This is a genomic window from Pantoea sp. GM_Pan_3 (assembly GCF_026541045.1).
GTDB lineage: Bacteria > Pseudomonadota > Gammaproteobacteria > Enterobacterales > Enterobacteriaceae > Pantoea > Pantoea anthophila.
Map to the genome: position 1 here is coordinate 85996 of NZ_JALNVA010000002.1, position 21102 is coordinate 107097.

The 21102-nt window shown below is 53.0% G+C and carries 13 protein-coding genes and 2 CRISPR repeat arrays; of the genes, 1 reads left to right on the forward strand and 12 read right to left on the reverse strand.

What is annotated here, in order from left to right:
• Window positions 1–161: 161 nt before the first annotated feature.
• A complete protein-coding gene (locus tag OXR04_RS08280) occupies window positions 162–671 on the reverse strand; it encodes a phenolic acid decarboxylase (RefSeq protein ID WP_009092087.1) in 510 nt (169 codons plus the stop codon).
• A 105-nt stretch (window positions 672–776) separates the two neighbouring features.
• On the opposite strand from OXR04_RS08280, the gene OXR04_RS08285 reads away from it, so the two are divergent.
• Window positions 777–1676 (forward strand): LysR family transcriptional regulator, encoded by a 900-nt coding sequence (locus OXR04_RS08285; protein WP_267369810.1) that lies wholly within the window; start codon window positions 777–779, stop codon window positions 1674–1676.
• Window positions 1677–1720: 44 nt separating this feature from the next.
• A CRISPR array of direct repeats spans window positions 1721–4312; the repeat unit is 29 nt; unit sequence CGGTTTATCCCCGCTCGCGCGGGGAACAC.
• 84 nt (window positions 4313–4396) lie between these two features.
• Here the strand turns inward: OXR04_RS08285 and cas2e are convergent.
• The 11 genes from cas2e to aceE form a co-directional block, all read right to left on the reverse strand.
• Window positions 4397–4690: a type I-E CRISPR-associated endoribonuclease Cas2e gene (gene cas2e, locus OXR04_RS08290; protein WP_267369809.1), complete on the reverse strand. Its 294-nt coding sequence runs from the start codon at window positions 4688–4690 to the stop codon at window positions 4397–4399.
• Between the two features lie 2 nt (window positions 4691–4692).
• Window positions 4693–5610 (reverse strand): type I-E CRISPR-associated endonuclease Cas1e, encoded by a 918-nt coding sequence (cas1e, locus tag OXR04_RS08295; RefSeq protein WP_267369808.1) that lies wholly within the window; start codon window positions 5608–5610, stop codon window positions 4693–4695.
• Between the two features lie 44 nt (window positions 5611–5654).
• Window positions 5655–6251 carry a type I-E CRISPR-associated protein Cas6/Cse3/CasE gene (gene cas6e, locus OXR04_RS08300; protein ID WP_267369807.1) on the reverse strand — a complete coding sequence of 199 codons (597 nt, stop codon included), beginning with the start codon at window positions 6249–6251 and terminating at the stop codon, window positions 5655–5657.
• Window positions 6238–6906: a type I-E CRISPR-associated protein Cas5/CasD gene (gene cas5e, locus OXR04_RS08305; RefSeq protein WP_267369806.1), complete on the reverse strand. Its 669-nt coding sequence runs from the start codon at window positions 6904–6906 to the stop codon at window positions 6238–6240. Before cas5e ends, cas6e begins: the two co-directional genes overlap by 14 nt.
• Window position 6907: 1 nt before the next feature.
• Window positions 6908–8008, reverse strand: coding sequence for a type I-E CRISPR-associated protein Cas7/Cse4/CasC (gene cas7e / locus OXR04_RS08310; RefSeq protein WP_267369805.1), 1101 nt, complete (start codon window positions 8006–8008; stop codon window positions 6908–6910).
• Window positions 8009–8025: 17 nt separating this feature from the next.
• Complete coding sequence (gene casB, locus OXR04_RS08315) at window positions 8026–8478, reverse strand: type I-E CRISPR-associated protein Cse2/CasB (RefSeq protein WP_267369804.1); 453 nt, start codon at window positions 8476–8478, stop codon at window positions 8026–8028.
• Window positions 8462–9985 (reverse strand): type I-E CRISPR-associated protein Cse1/CasA, encoded by a 1524-nt coding sequence (casA, locus tag OXR04_RS08320; RefSeq protein WP_267369803.1) that lies wholly within the window; start codon window positions 9983–9985, stop codon window positions 8462–8464. The genes casB and casA overlap by 17 nt, the downstream gene beginning before the upstream one ends.
• Window positions 9985–12624: a CRISPR-associated helicase/endonuclease Cas3 gene (gene cas3, locus OXR04_RS08325; protein WP_267369802.1), complete on the reverse strand. Its 2640-nt coding sequence runs from the start codon at window positions 12622–12624 to the stop codon at window positions 9985–9987. Before cas3 ends, casA begins: the two co-directional genes overlap by 1 nt.
• 364 nt (window positions 12625–12988) lie before the next feature.
• Window positions 12989–14725: direct repeats of the CRISPR family, unit length 28 nt; unit sequence GGTTTATCCCCGCTCGCGCGGGGAACAC.
• A 162-nt stretch (window positions 14726–14887) separates the two neighbouring features.
• A complete protein-coding gene (gene lpdA / locus OXR04_RS08330) occupies window positions 14888–16312 on the reverse strand; it encodes a dihydrolipoyl dehydrogenase (protein ID WP_046101230.1) in 1425 nt (474 codons plus the stop codon).
• A gap of 160 nt (window positions 16313–16472) precedes the next feature.
• On the reverse strand, window positions 16473–18374 hold the full coding sequence (aceF, locus tag OXR04_RS08335) for a pyruvate dehydrogenase complex dihydrolipoyllysine-residue acetyltransferase (protein ID WP_267369801.1): 1902 nt from the start codon (window positions 18372–18374) through the stop codon (window positions 16473–16475).
• A 14-nt stretch (window positions 18375–18388) separates the two neighbouring features.
• Window positions 18389–21055 (reverse strand): pyruvate dehydrogenase (acetyl-transferring), homodimeric type, encoded by a 2667-nt coding sequence (aceE, locus tag OXR04_RS08340; RefSeq protein WP_009092095.1) that lies wholly within the window; start codon window positions 21053–21055, stop codon window positions 18389–18391.
• Between the last annotated feature and the right edge of the window lie 47 nt (window positions 21056–21102).

Genomic DNA, 21102 nt, shown 5'->3' on the forward strand with positions numbered 1-21102 from the left:
AGCCCTGGAAAATGTCTGGTTTATCGCGGTTTAAGAGAAGTATCAGTGCGGAATCGATAACGGACAGGAATAGAAAGGTGCGGTTTGTGGGACTGGCCATCGATGCCACCGGCCAGACACAGCGGTGCAGAAGAGGCCTTAATGGCCTCTTCTGCCTGCTATCAGTTTTTCAGATTTTCCGGGAAGTCAGCGGGCAGCTGATCGGGCGGGCAGTCGATCACGCTTTCGTTATTTTCGCCCACATCGCGGATCACGGTCAGCGTTGCGAACTCGTCAATGACTTCGGTTGGGTAAGCCGGACCCGCTTCGCGGAAGGCAGCCATCTCTTCCAGATGGTCATTCTGGAAACAGACGGTTTTTTCCGGATTGTTCATTACCCAGCGCGGGAAGAAGATGGTGCCGTGGAAGATTTTATCCGCCAGGTTCACGGCCAGGCTGACATCGGTGCCGGTAGGTTCGGTCCAGGAAACTTTATAGACATCCTGCGCCAGACGGACGACATAGACATGCTGGTTTTTAACCCAGCGATTACCCACCATGCCGCTGTGGATGCGATAGTCGATAGTGCTGGCATTTTTGATGTAGAGCTCGTAATTCCAGCCGTTGTCGTAGGTGTAAACCAGGTGTTTGCCAACGATGCCTGACAGATCATGTTTATCAAAAGTGCTCATGGTCAATTCCTCATTTATTTGCCTTGAGGAGATTATTACGCGTTACAGATGAGATGAATAACGCTATTTTTAGCACTTAATAATCCAATTTTTCGATGAGTTGCCATGTATAAAACGACACTGGAACAGTGGGCGCTGCTCGACGCGGTGGTGAATGAAGGAAGCTTTGCGCTGGCCGCAGAAAAGCATCATCGCAGCCAGTCTTCACTGAGCTATCAGCTTAGCCTGCTTCAGCAGCGGCTGGGTCTGACACTGCTGCAACAGGAGGGGCGTCGCGCCGTCCTCACTGCCGAGGGACATCAGCTACTGGCTCAGGTTCGTCCATTGCTGGAGGGGTTCGGCGCGCTTGAAGCTAAGGCGCATGCGCTGCAGCGGGGCGAACGTTCGCGCATCGATCTGATGGTGGACGCGACGCTGCCTAAACCTCTGCTGTTTGATGTGCTGCAGACCTTTCAGCAGCACTACCCCCATGTCCGCATCTGGTTCAGCGAAATCGTTCGCAGCGAAACGCCGGAAAGGCTGGCTGAGCAGCAGGCTGACCTCTGGCTGGTTGCGCAATATGGCGATGCCCCTGTTGCCGGCGAGAGCCTGATGAGCGTCGATTTCGTGGCCGTTGCCCATCGGGATCACCCCCTGCACAGTGAACCCGCCCCACTGAGTGCCGCCACGCTGGCTCGCTGGCCCTGCATCACCATCCTGGATCGGCAGCAACAGCACCAATCCGAAGTCAGTGGCGATCAGGCGGAGAACTGGTCCTTCACGACGCTCTCCGCCGCGATTGAAGCAGTCCAGCATCAGCTGGGCTATGGCTGGTTACCGGAACAGAATATCGCCGGGCTGCTAAAGAGCGGTGAACTGCGCCCTCTGCCGCTGTTGCAGGGCCGCCGACGCAGCAGTTCGCTGGTGATGTATATCAATGAAGAGAGGCTGCCCGGCAACAGCGCCATTGCGGCCCTGGCGCAGATGTTTGTGGAGCGGGTGGCGGTATGGGGAGCGCGTCGCTGAGCGGTGATCAGAAGGTTTACAGGACGCCGTGGAGGAGAGGTGATGGGGTTATTTCCACTGACGCGGGGAACACCTGATCCGTAAACGTCTGGAACAGCGTCAGATCGGTTTATCCCCGCTCGCGCGGGGAACACCATCACCGGCGCAGGATTACGTCGAGAGCCGCCGGTTTATCCCCGCTCGCGCGGGGAACACGGTTGCGGCGTCATAATCCGGCGCGTTTGCGTCGGTTTATCCCCGCTCGCGCGGGGAACACGGAGTGAAAGAGTGTTCAAAAGAGATGCCATCCGGTTTATCCCCGCTCGCGCGGGGAACACGCTGTTAGACAGAATCTGTTCATCTGAAATTTCGGTTTATCCCCGCTCGCGCGGGGAACACCGTCAGTGTCAGCACCATCGTTATGGTGATCTCGGTTTATCCCCGCTCGCGCGGGGAACACTTCACTGGCACCGGTTTCCAGCAGCGATCCCGCGGTTTATCCCCGCTCGCGCAGGGAACACAACAAAGCCAGTACCATCATTTTCGGAGTCGCCGGTTTATCCCCGCTCGCGCGGGGAACACTGCAATCGGGCAGGTACATAAACGCCGTAACCCGGTTTATCCCCGCTCGCGCGGGGAACACGATTTTGTGTTTTTACTAACCATGATAGCCACCGGTTTATCCCCGCTCGCGCGGGGAACACGTTTGTCTTGATGAAATTATTATATTACTTTGCGGTTTATCCCCGCTCGCGCGGGGAACACTCTTTCCTGCTGCTACCGATCCAGATTAGCGGCGGTTTATCCCCGCTCGCGCGGGGAACACCGTGGCGCAAAAAATAAACGTCGACAATATGACGGTTTATCCCCGCTCGCGCGGGGAACACATTTATCGAATCAGGGGGGGTGATTTATCGAACGGTTTATCCCCGCTCGCGCGGGGAACACATTTATCGAATCAGGGGGGGTGATTTATCGAACGGTTTATCCCCGCTCGCGCGGGGAACACAGAAACAGCAACTGCGCATTTTTTTCCCGCGCCGGTTTATCCCCGCTCGCGCGGGGAACACAAATGTGTGAGCTATGGATGGCCGGGGCCGACCGGTTTATCCCCGCTCGCGCGGGGAACACTTTCGGCCTTCTGAGCGCGCTTATCTGTCTCGCGGTTTATCCCCGCTCGCGCGGGGAACACACGCACCGAGAATTTAACGCCCGGAAATTTTGCGGTTTATCCCCGCTCGCGCGGGGAACACTTGCGGATGTTGGCGGGCGTTGCCGCCCAGCCCGGTTTATCCCCGCTCGCGCGGGGAACACGTGTCAAAAAAATTATAAATTTTCTCATTTTTCGGTTTATCCCCGCTCGCGCGGGGAACACTATGGCCAGCGTTCCCGACAGTATCTGGCCAACGGTTTATCCCCGCTCGCGCGGGGAACACAGTACCCGTATATAAACCCGCCTATATAAACACGGTTTATCCCCGCTCGCGCGGGGAACACCATTTCATCGGCACAAAACATCGTGCCACGCTCGGTTTATCCCCGCTCGCGCGGGGAACACACAAGCAAGCTATGACGGTGATCAGGTTGGCGCGGTTTATCCCCGCTCGCGCGGGGAACACTTGTACCTGTGGTTCTTCCACTGGAGCAGGAACGGTTTATCCCCGCTCGCGCGGGGAACACAGATGATAGGGCGTTCACGCATGGTCAGCCTCCGGTTTATCCCCGCTCGCGCGGGGAACACTGTTCACTAGCCTGCTTCTCCAGCTCTGCCAGCGGTTTATCCCCGCTCGCGCGGGGAACACATTCTCCAGATACCCCGATTTACCAAATACACCGGTTTATCCCCGCTCGCGCGGGGAACACTATGAGACTGGCAAAGCAATGCCATCGTCTGACGGTTTATCCCCGCTCGCGCGGGGAACACATACGGGCGGTAAAGCGCAGGCTGTTAACAGCCGGTTTATCCCCGCTCGCGCGGGGAACACTGAACCAGTTTTTCGAAATAATCCATAACCGGCGGTTTATCCCCGCTCGCGCGGGGAACACCACATCGCCATGCTGATAGGTTTTTCCACCAACGGTTTATCCCCGCTCGCGCGGGGAACACTTTTATTCCGGTATGGGAAAAGTGGTGTGTGTCGGTTTATCCCCGCTCGCGCGGGGAACACAAGTTATCAACAATAATTTCTCTCATTGGCGACGGTTTATCCCCGCTCGCGCGGGGAACACCATGCCGCTATCGGTACGGCTTATAATTTTTTCGGTTTATCCCCGCTCGCGCGGGGAACACGTGCTCTCCGTCTCGCCAGTATTCCCGGCAGGCGGTTTATCCCCGCTCGCGCGGGGAACACGACATCAGCTGAGAATCCGAGAAGAGATAGGGCGGTTTATCCCCGCTCGCGCGGGGAACACGACCCTGCCCGAGCGGGTGAAACGTTCGCGGCCGGTTTATCCCCGCTCGCGCGGGGAACACAGCAGCTGCCGTGATGAGAAAAAAACGCATAACGGTTTATCCCCGCTCGCGCGGGGAACACCCAGTAATGCAGCGCCAAAAAAAAGCCGGTCTCGGTTTATCCCCGCTCGCGCGGGGAACACGATCTGGCTGAACGGCAAAATTTGCACACCGTCCGGTTTATCCCCGCTCGCGCGGGGAACACTCTAAATGTATGCATTTGAAATATGATGATATTTTAGTTACTAAAAATTCCACCAACTTATCTGCATTTTTAAAGAGCCATAATCTATTGATTATTAATGGGTTGAAAAGAGACTAAGCGGATACCATCCATCTCCACCGGCAAACGCCTGTTTTCTCCTAGAGTCTGAAACTCAAAACCAGATTCATTATTACTCGCCCATGCCATTACGACATTGCCCGTTTCAGATAGCTTACTAATCTGTTGCCAGATCATCTCTCTGCTGCGACGAGAAACATCACCCACATAAACGCCGGCACGTACCTCCAGCAGCCAGATGGCCAGCCGGCCCCTTAAACGTGGTGGTACATTCTCAGTAACAACCATCAACATACTCATGATCATGCACTCCGATGTCCGACATCCCCAAAGGGAGTCGGTTCAGGAATGGCTATTGGCTGAGCATCCTGAGGAGGCGGTGGCGGTGTAATACCACCAGCAGAAAGCACCTCCTCAATTAAAGGAATAAGCCTGGCAACAGTTTTATTGGTTCGGAAGAGATCACGGCACGCCATCCTGACCTGTTTTTCCACTTCGTCAGGACGGCGGGCTGCTATCTCAAAAGCAGCAGGTACAACAGTTTCAAATTTAATAATATCGGCAATGTCATAGACAAAAGAGAGTGGTTTGCCGCTGTGTAAAAATCCAATCGCGGGTGCATATCCAGCTGCAAGCACTGCGGCTTCAGTGATGCCATAAAGACAGGCAGTTGCCGCGCTGATGCACTGATTAATAATGTCTCCTTTCTCCCAGTCTTTAGGATCGTAACGGCGTCCCTGCCATCTGACGCCATATTGCTTTGCCAGAAGTTGATAAATACCTTTAACACGAACGCCTTCAATGCCTCTCAATTGTTCAACAGAACGTCGGGATGGGGCCTCTTCGCCAAAACGAAGTTCAAACATTTTGCGAACAACTTTAAGCCGCAGATTTTCATCAAGTGCAAGTCGCGCCTGATAAAGTAGCTTATCGGAACGCGCTCCTCCTGGCTGTCCTGCGGCATATAACCGCACACTGGCTTCACCCACCCATACCAGTAATGTGCCGACCATGGCGGCCAGTTTTATCGCAGCATGTGAAACACGGGTCCCAGGTTCCAGCATAATGCAGGCTACATTACCTATCGGGATGTGAGTACGTATACCTGATGCATCGATAAGGACGAAAGCACCATCAAGGACGTCAACCTGACCATACTTAAGGAAAATTATTGAAATGCGATCTTTAAGAGGAAGTGGAACCAGAGGCACATAAGTCATTATCACATCCTGTAAAAGCGGCATTGCGCCGCTTTATCCTTATTTCATATCCGCCCTGGAGAAAGTAGGCCGCATCCCATACTTTTAGCAGGACCAATACCGGAATGGAGCAGCGAAGCAAATGCCTCTGCATCCCTGATGCTGAGGATGCCATCAAAACAGATTGTCTGAATTTTGCCGCTCGTCTCTTTTTTATTGAACACCATCACCGGTTCTTTAACCATTTGAGCCGATTCCAGCTGTGCCGCATGACCGAGTTTGCGTACCAGCCATTTCATGCACTCTTCGTCTCCGAGTAACGGAACCCGACAGTTTTTTATTTCCCCACGTGCATTTAAACGCCCTTGCTCATCTTTAATGCATTTGATGGGATTGGCCCGCAGCCGGAAGCGATATCTGCCATACGGTAAAACCGGATTAAAAGATTTCGTTGCCAGCACCGTGACTGCTTTTGCCGGCTGCAGAGAGTGAGATGATTGCAGTAACACATTGAGACCCTGTCTGGCCTCTCCACTTTCAACTCTGAACAGAAAGTCGCGCTGCTCCTGAGGACGATCAGGAAATAACTGCCACAGCGCACGATGAAGCTGGTAAGGATCTTTAGCCCAGCGCCAGTTAACAAGCACTTTACTCAGGAACATTTTTGTCTCCCTGAATGACAAACCACGATCGTCTGGCGAACTGCCGGGGCAGATCGATGATAGGGTCATCACGTACTGACAAACAGCGTTCATTACCGGTTAGTGGTTCCTCGCTGTAAATAACACCGTCACCAGGAACGCCTGCTGCTAAAGCCGCAAAAGGATTTTTCGCCTGCTGAACAGAATTGAAGAGTGGTCGGGAAAGTGGACAGCACCTTCTTCCAAGATAAGGGGTATAGCAAGGACGCTGAACCGCATCAATAAGCTCAGACAGTGTATAGCATTGCTCTGGTAAACCAGCAGTCCAGACCGCTACTGTAAAGCTGGCGTCATACAGATATTCACGACGGGTGATAATGGTATCATTCATTTTCAGGCTTCCCGGTTTTTCCCTGGCATCCTTGACGGTATGAAAATCGGAGATGTTTACGGGATGATAGCTGGTACGGTTATCACAACGGACAGCAAACCGTGTGCCTGCTGAAAGCTTCTGCAGTGATGTGCGATCGTTGCGCTTAATACCAAGGCATGCGCCAAGTAACCCCAGCAACCCACCACGGCCTGGGAAAGGCGCACTCGGCCGGATGCCCTCAAAGGTAGGTAACCCCCATGATTGCATCGGTCCACTTAGTTGCAAAATCAAAAAATCCTGCATCTCAGACCTCACCGTTATTACCTATCCATTGCTTAAGTGCTTTCAAATCGGGCATCTTCATTACCCCTTCTGCTGAAGCAACGTCATCGAGCACGAACTGAGCCACCGGGCCTGCCAGACCATAACCTCGGGAGACTTTCGTCCAGTAACTGTTAAAAGTTTCAAGGGAAGGACGCAGGAAACCCTCTTTGCTGGCGGGTACCGGTTTTTCAAAAGCATTTGCCATCGAAACTGGCAAATCAGAAAAATTAACCATTACCATGTCAGCTGGGTTAAACGCCGCAAAGCTGTGCTGCTTACCGCCGGGAATCTCTGTTGCCAGCATGTGGGCCAGATGGGCAGCAATCTTCAGCACCTGCTGACGAGTGGCTCCACCAAGGTTTTCCTGAAGCTGAGCCAGGTTCAGGCTGGCATAACGGTAGAACACGCCTGAAGAAAACTCCTGAGTGCCCAGATGAGCCGCACCAGTGCTTTCATGCAGATCGTCAACAGCAGTAAACCAGTCGATGTCAGATTCAACAACATGCGTCGTGATGGCATGTGCCAGTGACATTGCACCATCAACTTTACCCAGTTCGCTCATCAGGCCACTGGTCGCCATCCGGCCGCTCAGCGCGATGTCCACCGCGCTGCTGAGCATGGAACGTAGCCCCGTGATCTGATCTTTTAACGCTTTGGTCCATTTTTTCTCATCTGTACCCAGAGCACTATTTTGCGGGTCATTAATTTGCTGGCAAAACCACTCAATCTCATCCAGTACCCATGGAGAAACGGCTCCTCCGTCGATTTTCTCTTCCTGAGCAATATTTTTGCCACTGAGCAGACTCAGCGTGGTGTTAATGACTTCAGCAGGATATTTTTCTGACAATTTCTGATGCACAACGTCCCGCAGCCGTTCCAGATGAATTGTCCGGATACTGGATTCGCCAATATGACGTTGGTAGTAGCGGCTTTTGCGTATTGCTCTCTTCAGACTCTGGCTGGAGATGCGCACGCGACGTCTGCCGCCAAAGATTGCATCCTTCTGCATGTTCATATCATCGCGGTTAAGACAGGAGGGGCTATGAGAAATCAAAACATGAAAGTTAAGAAAATTATTCATCGGCTATCCTTACACAGTTATTTTTTAGGAGAAGAGAGAACAAAACTTTCAATCAGGTTCCGGCGTTCATGTTTGCCCCACCACTTCAATTGTGCTGCCAGCAAAGGCCAATGCACTACGGGCTCAGCATGAATTAACATGCGTCTTAGCTGAACCATATCATTAGGATATTCCTGCCGGACAAGTTGCATTACGCGCACTAGTGAAATTTTTTTACTTTGTGCCAGCGCCTTACCCAAAGTTAGTGATTCATCATCGCTGTGTTTAATAGCTCCTGTAGCCAGGCAATAGATCATTCTTTGCAATGCGAAACGTTCTTCCGGCCAGCCAAACTTACCTGCTAATACGTAGAAATCAGGGATCTCCAGTAGTTTGTCGGGTGAGTCAGCCCGTCTTAATTTTGCCTGGCTGCCTTTATCCAGGCTGGACCAGGCGTCATAGAGCGCCTTAGTTTCAAGGTGTGGGTTCATCAGCTTGCTCTCCTTGCATTTTTAAAGCGGATAACTGTGCTATTAATACGCGACGGGAAATTGCCAGGGTCTGGATTAATTTCACATGGTGATCATAGGGATCGGTAGCGGCTTCAAACAATGATTGGCATAAAGCGGAAAGATAAAGATGCAGCGATTCCAGTTCTTTTAAAGGCTGCTCATAATTTATTGTCGCCAGCAGCCGGGTAATATAGATGTCGCTTTCACGATAAAAACGACGTTCAGCGACCTCATGAACCGGAATACGCGAGCCAATGATATCGTTATCCTTCATACCCTCAACAAAAAGATAAAGTGCTTTGCGTAGTGCAAGTCGATACCCCTGACCAGTATGGATAATTTCATTGATGATATCCTGATGGCGATCCCAGCCCTGGCTGAATACCATTACCTCATGTCGCCGCTCCACTATTGCCGCCTGATTATTACGATAACCACCAATACTCATATATAGCGGTTTACCGTTAGCAAGTTGTCTTGCCTGCTCAATGACCAGTGCCGCACGTCGACCTTCCTGGTTCTTTTCTAACTGCTGAGAGATTAATAGTCGTCCAACCTGCGTCCAGCAAGGGATCGGTAATGTGAAGCCGATATGACGTTTTTCAGGTATTCTCTTTTTGGTCTGTTCCACGCAAGGAGAGTGCGGGTGCAACCAGAAGCCTTCAACGGTGTAGTTAAATTTGGCTTTAAGAAAGCTCAGATAACGTTTATCAGCCTGGCACCCACAAGCGCTGCACTGCCCTGCTGCCGAGGGAGGTGAAAGTTCAATATGTGCGGGCTGCCAGAACAGACCGCGTGCCAGCCCGATGCTATGCGACGGGATCTTTTCATTACTGACAATCGGTTTTTGCCAGGTAAAACCCTGACAGTGCTGTTTCTGCCATTCAGGGTAATCCCTTTCCAGGCTTTCAGCGTTAAGTACATTGGCCCAGAGTGTCGAGCGCAGGCATCTCTGTTGGATTAGCGTAGTTATGGGCGCAACGCCTCGTAAACCACTTTTAAATCCACCGCCAAATCCAGGCGCATTGCAAGCCTGATTAAATAGTGCGATGGCAGCACATCCGCCACAAAGTGCTTCGCCCTGACCAGGCTGATTCACAAAGGCACAGCTGGTGGAGCCGGTCAGGCCAACCATGAGCTTGTCCATGCCAGTGGTTTCTTTGGCAATGACGCCTTTAACCTGCATAAATGGATGCTCAGGATGATTAAGAATAAAACTCTCTTCCCAGCCAATGAGACCTGCTAAAAACTCCTCTTCTGTAAGCGGAGTTTGTATGCGCTGGATACTCTGTTCCATGTTCGTCGGGGGCCAGAGTAGCTGAACGATGCAAACAAGTAGCTGGCAGGCTGCCATTTCCATGTCATCACGCGGGAGAGAAAGTGCTCGCTGATGGGGTTCACATAGCAATGTTTCCAGGCTTATCTGCTCCACTCCGCAGCCCGCAACCGGCCTGACCGGGATCCAGCGATCCGTAAGTAAATTCATTAAATTCCTCCCTGAAAATTGAACTGAATAAGACTCATCCCCACTTCTTTCGAATAAACCAGATAGTAATCAACCATCTCTGCTGTCCACTGACCATTTTTCAGTGTTCCGGCTATCCACACCATCCCCTCCTCATCTGGCTCAAGCCTGTATCTCCGTTGCCAGCTACCCGGCACATTAACCCGGTTAAGTGCCAGTGCCTCAGGCAGTGAAAACTCAGACAGCTGACTGAGATATTGTCTGTCGCAAAGCTGCTTTCCTCTGGCTGTCTCTACGTAAGGAACGACTGGCAGACTCATTTCACCATCACGGGTAACCGCGCGGATACGTACATCGTCATCAGCAAAGGGGGTGACTCGTGTCGCCTGATTTAATGAAAGTCGGGCGTTATAACGCTTCGATTGCTCCTGTGATTCGAAGCGAGCCAATCCCTCTGCAACCCAGTCAGGTTCTGACTCGTCCGTTTCATCCCGATAGACATGGTCAATCCAAAGTCGGTATGCCTGAGGGAAACAGAGAGCTGACTGGCCCTGTTGCTCAAGCAACTGCTGGGTTCGCCACATGGCACGCGTATTGGTGTAGACGTAATTACTGTTACCATAATCATGACTGGCAGGAAGCAGCACGGTCAGTTTCGGCTGCTGATAGCCTTCAGGTCTGCATTGACGGGAATGACGATGCAGTCGTCCGGCACGCTGGAACAGCAAATCTACGGGACAAAGTTGCGTTATAAGCCAGTCAAAATCGACATCCAGAGACTGCTCCACGACCTGAGTGCCCACAAGGATACGTCCGATGCTGCGATCGCCTGACGCGCCAAAATAGCGCAGCGTCAGCTCTTCTTTCGTTGCCCGGTCGGTCAAGGTGAAGCGAGAATGAAAAAGGATGATCTCAAGCGCTGTGCTGGCGCACAACCGCTGATAAACCTGCTGGGCAACATCCACAAGATTACAGATCAGACAGACCTGAGCCCCCGCCTGAGCGGCAGCGATCATTTGCTCAAGCAGGCCAGCATCAGGCTGCATTTCATTGAGATAACAGCACTCGATATTGAGCTGAACAACTGGCGGTAGATGCTCTGGAGCAGCGCTAAGATCAAAGCAACGCTGGAGATCCTGCTGTTGCCATATGACCAGAGGATATTCATCCGATGGAGAGGTTGTAGCTGAGTGACCGTAAGTTTTAAGTAGGCGTTGTTTTAAAGATGGAGGCAAAGTAGCGGATAACAGTAACGCACTTTGTCCGGCCATGGCCTGCTGTCGTAATACCTCTTCCAGCAGGCTGTGCATGTAGGTGTCGTAAGCATGGACTTCGTCAACCAGCAACACGCTGCGGGCAACACCGAAGCCACGAATGAAGCGATGCTTCACTGGTAACACGGAGATCAGCACCTGATCGATGGTGCAGACGCCAATCTGTCCCAGAAAAGCACGTTTATTACTCCGACTCAACCACTCGCAGCATTGAGCCCAGGCTTCCTGTTCCTGCACACTTTTGCTGCGCGATTTAATGGCATTAAAATCCGAGCTAAAACGTGAGTTGCCGTGAGCAAGAATCAGGTTAGGCTTATCAAATAGCGTTGAAGCCAGCTTCTCAAGTCGATTAAGCATTGCGTTGGCGGTCGCCTGGGTAGGAAGGGCAAAAATTATGCTGTCGGCATAACCACTGGCTAATAGTCGCCAGGCATAGGCCAGTGCAGTTTCCGTTTTCCCAGACCCTGTCGGAGCTTCAATAATTATCAATCCCGGCTCATCCGGCAACGCCTCAACCAGCGTCTGAAGCTGACGTGGCTTATAGCCCTTATTGAGTAAGGCAGCGGTACCCCCCCAGGGGTTAATCTTGCTCAGCAAGCCACTTCGCTTCATTACTACTGGTGCATCAACAGCATAACGGCGCAAATAATAGTCGTGTAAAGGTTCCGGCGTTGACTGAAATTGAAACGTTTCTTCACTATTCCAGGATCCCAGCCAGTCCGATATTGAACAAAAACCTGCCAGTAAGGATGAGCAGGATGGCGGATTATCATCAAGCGATAGCCCGACCGGGTGCAGAAAGAGGACAGCCAGTGCATCAAGCCATGCCAGACGAGCCTTTTTATCTCTCTCGCCCTGAAGCTTTAATTGAACGCTTAACGCTAAATCTGATGTGGTAAGATTGATATGCTGATAAATATAACCATGATGCCCTGTAACGGCCTCCACCCAGGGAAACCATTTCTCTTTAGGATGCAGACTATGCGTAATAAAAGCGCCGTCATAATCGCTATCCTGATCGAAATCTTGTTTAAACCAGTAAAGACCACCCTGACCGTGATCCCACGTTTTACCAATCACATTTTTTCCTGAGGTGACGCTATTTAATGCCTCCCAGGCACGCCAGCATTTAGCCTGGAATCGTATGTCCCATTTACCCAGGTCATGCAGAGCAATAAAAAAAAGTAACCAGCCGCGATATTCTGCCTGGTTCTCTTTCTGAGAAAAGCTCTTTCTTAATGCAGGGGCGTGATCCCACCAATAGGCTGCTACAGCTGCAACATCCAGGCAATGATAAGGTAATAAATGAGACACTGGCGGAGCATTCGCGTCACTGCGATTTGCCTTCCCCCAATAGTGGTAAAGTTCGTCCTTTGCTAACACCATAAAATTCCTTATTCAGGGAATCAGCTAAATTCTTTCCTAAAATACGCCCCAGGAATAGAATTCCAACATTTTTCGAAGATTTTTGTGTTTTTTTTGATTTGAATTCGATTTTGATGGCGATGTTAAAAAACACTCCCTGATAAGGTTAATTTATATTAAGTATTTCTCTGCTTGCCCGGCTGTTACTGTAAAAAACTTGCTTTGAATTTAAAGTTAACGGCGCAACCGATTATGTATCCGGCGTTTTATCCTGCATACGCGGGGGACACTCTGCTGTCATATATCCAGTAAAGATTTATTGGGGGAATTATCCCTGTTCATACAGGGAATACCGTTTAGCCCTCTACCATCGTGAACAGCTGGACGGTTCATCCCCGCTCCGGCGGAGAACACGGTCTCACGGCGAGGACTTCAGAGAAACATCACGGTTTATCCCCGCTGGCGCCGGAAACACTCGTTATTATCGCCAGCATCCGGCTTACGAGCCGGTTTATCCCCGCTCGCGCGGGGAACACCTATGACGGCCTCATTTACAGCCCTGCCATTTCGGTTTATCCCCGCTCGCGCGGGGAACACTTGTTTGGCGTCGAATTGCGTCATCGCGGCGGCGGTTTATCCCCGCTCGCGCGGGGAACACGGTTTTGAAAAAGAGTGCGCGGCGGAAATCAGCGGTTTATCCCCGCTCGCGCGGGGAACACCCAGCAGTTATCGTAGCCAATGGTTCATACAGCGGTTTATCCCCGCTCGCGCGGGGAACACGCAGACAGGCAGTAGCGAGGGGTTACAGATGACGGTTTATCCCCGCTCGCGCGGGGAACACGAATAGCGGGCTTCGCATACGGCATGGCATTACGGTTTATCCCCGCTCGCGCGGGGAACACTGTTGTTGCTGCAATCGCTGCTAAATCTGGCGCGGTTTATCCCCGCTCGCGCGGGGAACACATAATACAAAGAGGAATCATTGGTTGTTGTACAGGTTTATCCCCGCTCGCGCGGGGAACACCAAGTTGCATCACATCAGTATGGCGGTACAACCGGTTTATCCCCGCTCGCGCGGGGAACACAATTTTAGGCTGGCGGGTTCGGTTATGGGTGACGGTTTATCCCCGCTCGCGCGGGGAACACTCCACAATATACAGGCCGGCCAGGCGGCACGCCGGTTTATCCCCGCTCGCGCGGGGAACACTTTCTATGCTTCTTTCGGTACGTGGTTGCCATCGGTTTATCCCCGCTCGCGCGGGGAACACTTAATGAAGAGTCTGCAAACGCTCTAAGTTTTCGGTTTATCCCCGCTCGCGCGGGGAACACACCAAACCCGTATGTTCCTCCGGGGTCACGACCGGTTTATCCCCGCTCGCGCGGGGAACACGATCTGTTTGAGGAGGTGATTTGCAGTGTCCTGGGTTTATCCCCGCTCGCGCGGGGAACACTTCCCAGATGTTTATGTTTTCATTCGGGCCAGCGGTTTATCCCCGCTCGCGCGGGGAACACCGTGTGAACTGGAAAAGTCCGCCAGCGCCAGCCGGTTTATCCCCGCTCGCGCGGGGAACACTCTATCGCGATAACCTAAGGCAAGATCAATCTCGGTTTATCCCCGCTCGCGCGGGGAACACCAGCTCGCCCTCGGCTCGCCCTCTGCGAATGGCGGTTTATCCCCGCTCGCGCGGGGAACACAAACCGCCTTTCCATTTTCCCCCGTCAAAAATCGGTTTATCCCCGCTCGCGCGGGGAACACGTGCTCTCCGTCTCGCCAGTATTCCCGGCAGGCGGTTTATCCCCGCTCGCGCGGGGAACACACGGTGTCCCTCTACTATCCACACACCACCATCGGTTTATCCCCGCTCGCGCGGGGAACACAATCACGAGGCGGCTATAAATGGCGGTGAGGTGGGTTTATCCCCGCTCGCGCGGGGAACACGGCTTTTCGGGTCACCATGTGTCGGCTGAGGCCGGTTTATCCCCGCTCGCGCGGGGAACACTCGCTGTACTGCCGGGCATCAGCCTCCTCGCGCGGTTTATCCCCGCTCGCGCGGGGAACACCCATCAGCACAACACTGATACCCACCGGAGGGCGGTTTATCCCCGCTCGCGCGGGGAACACTCTAAAATTATCTTGATGATTAAAATAGATTTTTTCGGACACCAAAAATCTACCAGATTTTACACCCTGACTTACCCCAGATACATACTAAATATACTGCTCAGAATCCAGGCCAAAAAAAAGCCCCCATAACGGGAGCTTTCTCTTTGCAGCAGCGGAAACTTACTTCTTCTTCGCTTTCGCGTTAGGCAGATCGGTGATGCTGCCTTCGAAGATTTCTGCTGCCAGACCGACTGACTCATGCAGGGTCGGGTGAGCATGGATGGTCAGCGCGATATCTTCCGCATCACAACCCATCTCAATCGCCAGACCGATTTCGCCTAACAGCTCGCCGCCGTTAGTGCCGACAATCGCGCCACCGATAACACGGTGCGTCTCTTTGTCGAAAATCAGTTTGGTCATACCGTCTGCACAATCTGAAGCGATAGCACGGCCAGAGGCAGCCCACGGGAAGGTGGAGGTCTCGTAGCTGATGCCCTTCTCTTTCGCTTCTTTCTCGGTCAGACCGACCCAGGCAACTTCTGGCTCAGTATAGGCAATGGATGGGATCACTTTCGGGTCGAAGTAGTGCTTCAGACCGGAGATCACTTCCGCCGCAACGTGGCCTTCATGCACGCCTTTGTGCGCCAGCATTGGCTGACCGACGATGTCGCCGATAGCATAGATGTGTGGCACGTTGGTACGCATCTGCTTGTCGACGCGGATAAAGCCGCGATCGTCCACTTCCACGCCCGCTTTACCAGCATCCAGACCTTTACCGTTCGGCACACGACCGATAGCCACCAGCACTGCGTCATAACGCTGCGCTTCACCCGGTGCCTTTTTGCCTTCCATTGAAACGTAAATGCCATCGTCTTTTGCTTCAACGGCGGTCACTTTGGTTTCCAGCATCAGGTTGAACTTCTTGCTGATTTTCTTAGTAAAGACTTTGACGACATCTTTATCCGCAGCCGGGATAACCTGGTCAAACATCTCAACCACATCGATCTCTGAACCCAGCGCATGATACACCGTCGCCATTTCCAGACCGATGATACCGCCGCCCATAACCAGCAGACGCTTCGGCACTTCTTTCAGTTCCAGCGCATCGGTTGAATCCCAGACGCGGGGATCGTCATGAGGAATGAAAGGCAGTTCGATTGGGCGTGAACCCGCAGCGATGATGGCATTATCGAAGTTGATGGTGGTCGCGCCGCCTTCACCTTCCACCACCAGGGTGTTAGCACCGGTGAATTTGCCGAGGCCATTAACCACTTTGACTTTACGACCTTTTGCCATTCCTGACAGGCCGCCAGTCAGCTGGTTAATCACCTTCTCTTTCCAGCTGCGAATCTTGTTGATATCAGTAGAGGGCTGACCAAACACAATGCCGTGCTCTTCAAGGGCTTTCGCCTCTTCGATCACTTTGGCAACGTGCAGCAGCGCTTTAGAGGGGATACAACCGACGTTCAGACACACACCGCCAAGGGTGCTGTAACGCTCTACCAGTACGGTTTCCAGACCTAAATCCGCACAACGGAAGGCTGCAGAGTAACCTGCAGGACCTGCCCCAAGTACCACGACCTGGGTTTTAATCTCTGTACTCATCATGACCTCTTATTTGATATCCGGCGGGTCAGACGTTCTTATAATGCCCTTGTTCCACCGGGACTTTCACCGCAAGAGTTTACAGAATTGTTAACAAACTGCCAACCGTGACGCGACGAAACGTTAAAGGAAGGCCGGCATCCGCCGGCCTTCTTCACATTTACATAACTAAACGACGTATGTCAGAGAGCATATTGCCAATAATGGTGATGAATCTTGCACCATCAGCTCCGTCGATCACGCGGTGGTCGAAGGAGAGAGAGATTGGCATCATCAGACGCGGCGCAAACTCTTTACCGTTCCACACCGGCTCCATCGCCGATTTAGAGACACCCAGGATAGCCACTTCCGGCGCGTTAACAATCGGCGCGAAGTGCGTGGTTCCCAGGCCGCCAAGGCTGGAGATGGTGAAGCATCCGCCCTGCATATCGCCCGCAGTCAGCTTACCGTCACGCGCTTTCTTCGACACCGCCATCAGCTCACGCGACAGCTCGGTAATGCCCTTTTTGTTCACGTCTTTGAAGACCGGAACCACCAGACCATTTGGCGTATCGACCGCCACACCGATGTTGATGTATTTCTTCAGCGTCAGCTTCTGCGCATCTTCGGAAAGCGAGCTGTTGAAGCGTGGCATCTGCTCAAGCGCGGCAGCGACAGCTTTCATGATGAACACCACCGGGGTGTACTTCACATCCAGCTTACGCTTCTCTGCTTCGGCATTCTGCTGCTTACGGAACGCTTCCAGATCGGTGATATCGGTTTTGTCGAAATGCGTAACGTGCGGGATCATCACCCAGTTACGGCTCAGGTTCGCACCCGAAATTTTCTGGATACGACCCAGTTCGACTTCTTCAACTTCACCGAACTTGCTGAAGTCCACTTTCGGCCATGGCAGCATGCCTGGCAGGCCGCCACCGCTTGCCGCAGCCGGTGCCGCTTCAGCGCGTTTCACCGCCTCTTTCACGTAAGTCTGCACGTCTTCTTTCAGAATGCGACCTTTACGGCCGGTGCCTTTGACTTTCGCCAGGTTCACACCGAACTCACGCGCCAGGCGACGGATCACCGGGGTGGCGTGAACGTACGCATCGTTCTCGGCAAACTCACCTTTGCTGTCCGCTTTGGCTGCCGGAGCAGGCGCCGCAGATTTAGCTTCTGGTTTTGCAGCCGGGGCCGGTGCGGCTTCCTGCTTCGCTGCCGCCGGGGCCGGTGCGGCACCTTCAACTTCAAACACCATGATCAGTGATCCGGTGCTGACTTTGTCGCCGGTCGCCACTTTCAGCTCTTTGACGGTACCCGCGAATGGCGCAGGCACTTCCATTGACGCTTTATCGCCTTCCACCACGATCAGTGACTGCTCAGCGTCAACTTTGTCGCCCACTTTCACGAGGATCTCGGTGACTTCTACTTCATCACCGCCGATGTCCGGGACATTAACCTCTTTTACGCCCGCCGCTGCGGCGGGTGCCGATGCCGCTTCTTCTTTCATTTCTGGCTTCGCGTCAGCGGCCGGTGCAGCCCCTTCCGCTTCAAAGACCATGATGGCAGAACCGGTGCTGACTTTGTCGCCGGTCGCAATGGTGATCTCTTTAACCACACCCGCGAACGGAGCCGGCACTTCCATTGACGCTTTATCACCTTCCACCACAATCAGTGACTGTTCGGCTTCAACTTTATCGCCAACCTTCACCAGAATCTCAGTGACTTCGACTTCGTCACCGCCGATATCCGGCACAGCCACTTCTTTGCTGGCGGTGGCTGCTGCCGCGGCGGGTGCAGGTGCTGCGTCCGCTTTCTTCTCTTCGGCGGCGGCAGGTGCCGCTTCTGCGGCCCCTTCTGCGTCAAACACCATGATCAGCGAGCCGGTTTCTACTTTGTCACCGGTGGCGATTTTGATCTCTTTCACTACGCCAGCCTGCGGGGAAGGCACTTCCATTGAGGCTTTGTCGCCTTCCACGGTGATCAGCGACTGCTCGGCTTCCACCTTGTCGCCAACTTTCACCAGAATCTCGGTGACTTCAACTTCGTCAGACCCGATATCCGGTACCTTAATTTCGATAGCCATTACTCTCTTACCTCTTAAGCCAGACGCGGGTTAACTTTATCGGCATCGATGTTGAATTTGGTAATGGCATCCGCCACCACTTTCTTCTCGATCTCGCCGCGTTTAGCCAGCTCACCCAGCGCAGCAACCACCACATAAGATGCATCAACTTCAAAGTGATGACGCAGATTCTCACGGCTGTCAGAGCGACCAAAGCCATCGGTACCCAGCACGCGGTAATCGCTGGCTGGAACATAGCTGCGAACCTGTTCAGCGAACAGTTTCATATAGTCGGTTGAGGCAACCGCTGGCGCGTCATTCATCACCTGAGCGATGTAAGGCACGCGTGCTTCTTCTGTCGGATGCAGCATGTTCCAGCGCTCACAATCCTGGCCATCACGCGCCAGTTCGGTGAACGAGGTGACGCTGTAGACATCAGAGCCGATACCGTAATCTTTCGCCAGGATCTGTGCCGCTTCACGTACGTGACGCAGGATAGAACCTGAGCCCAGCAGCTGCACTTTGCCTTTGCTGCCTTCTACCGTTTCCAGCTTGTAGATACCCTTACGGATACCCTCTTCCGCACCCTGCGGCATGGCTGGCATATGGTAGTTTTCGTTCAGCGTGGTGATGTAGTAGTAGATATTCTCCTGCGCTTCGCCATACATACGCACCAGACCATCATGCATGATGACAGCCACTTCATAGGCGTAAGACGGGTCGTAAGAGATACAGTTCGGGATGGTCAGCGACTGAATATGGCTGTGGCCATCTTCATGCTGCAGGCCTTCGCCGTTCAGCGTGGTACGACCGGAGGTTCCGCCGACCAGGAAGCCGCGCGCCTGCTGGTCACCCGCCAGCCACATCAGATCGCCGATACGCTGGAAACCGAACATCGAATAATAGATGTAGAATGGGATCATCGGCAGGTTGTTGGTGCTGTAAGAGGTCGCCGCTGCCAGCCAGGATGAACCTGCGCCCAGCTCGTTGATCCCTTCCTGCAGAATCTGGCCTTTCTCATCTTCTTTGTAGTAAGCAACCTGCTCACGGTCCTGCGGAGTGTACTGCTGGCCGTTCGGGCTGTAGATACCAATCTGACGGAACAGACCTTCCATACCGAAGGTACGCGCTTCATCCGCGAGGATCGGAACCAGACGATCTTTGATCGACTTGTTCTTCAGCATCACGTTCAGGGCACGAACGAAGGCGATGGTGGTGGAGATCTCTTTGTTCTGCTCTTCCAGCAGCGCACCGAACTCTTCCAGCGCTGGCATTTCCAGCTTCTCGGTGAACTTCGGCTGACGCGTTGGCAGGTAGCCACCCAGCTTCTCACGCTGACCGTGCAGGTAAGTGTGCTCTTCTGAGCCTTTTTCGAAGGTCACGTACGGCAGATCTTCGATTTTATCGTCAGCAACCGGCACGTTGAAGCGATCACGGATATAGCGCACGCCATCCATGTTCATCTTCTTCACCTGGTGAGCAATGTTTTTGCCTTCCGCGGTGTCGCCCATACCATAACCTTTGATGGTATGCGCCAGGATCAGCACCGGCTTGCCTTTGGTGTCCTGCGCTTTTTTCAGTGCCGCGTAGATTTTCTTCGGATCGTGGCCGCCACGGTTCAGTGCCCAGATTTCATCATCGGACATGTCTTTAACCAGCGCGGCGGTTTCCGGATATTTACCAAAGAAGTGCTCACGCACATAGGCGCCATCACGGGATTTAAAGGTCTGGTAGTCACCGTCGACGGTTTCGTTCATCAGCTGAATCAGCTTGCCGCTGGTATCTTTGCGCAGCAGCTCATCCCAGCGACCGCCCCAGATGACTTTGATCACTTCCCAGCCAGCACCGGCAAAGATGCCTTCCAGCTCGTTGATGATCTTGCCATTACCGGTGACCGGGCCATCCAGACGCTGCAGGTTGCAGTTGATGATGAAGACCAGGTTATCCAGTTTTTCACGGGTCGCGATGGTGATCGCACCTTTGGATTCTGGCTCATCCATCTCACCATCACCCAGGAAGGCGTAGACGGTCTGAGCAGAGGTATCTTTCAGGCCACGGTGTTCCAGATATTTCAGGAACTTCGCCTGATAGATCGCTGACAATGGACCCAGACCCATAGAAACGGTCGGGAACTGCCAGAACTCCGGCATTAATTTCGGGTGCGGATAAGAAGAGAGACCTTTACCGTCAACTTCCTGACGGAAGTTGTTCATCTGCTCTTCGGTCAGGCGACCTTCAAGGAACGCACGGGCATAGATGCCCGGAGAGATGTGGCCCTGGAAATAGACCAGATCGCCGCCATCTTTGTCATTACGCGCGCGGAAGAAGTGGTTGAAGCACACTTCATAAATGGTCGCAGAAGACTGGAAGGAGGACATATGGCCGCCGAGTTCCAGATCTTTCTTCGATGCGCGCAGCACCGACATGATGGCGTTCCAGCGGATAGCGGAACGGATACGACGTTCAAGAGAGGTGTTGCCCGGATAGTCGGGTTCATCTTCAACGGCAATAGAGTTGATGTAGTTGCTGATAGCAGACGAACCTGCAGCAACGTTCACGCCGCCTTTGCGGGCTGCACCCAGTACCTGATCGATCAGATACTGTGCACGTTCAACACCTTCTTCACGGATGACCGATTCGATCGCCTGTAGCCAGTCACGAGTTTCAATCGGATCCACGTCATTGTGTAAACGTTCTGACATGGGTGTGTTCCTTATCTGTGTCTAATACGTTGAATAATCGGGAGCCT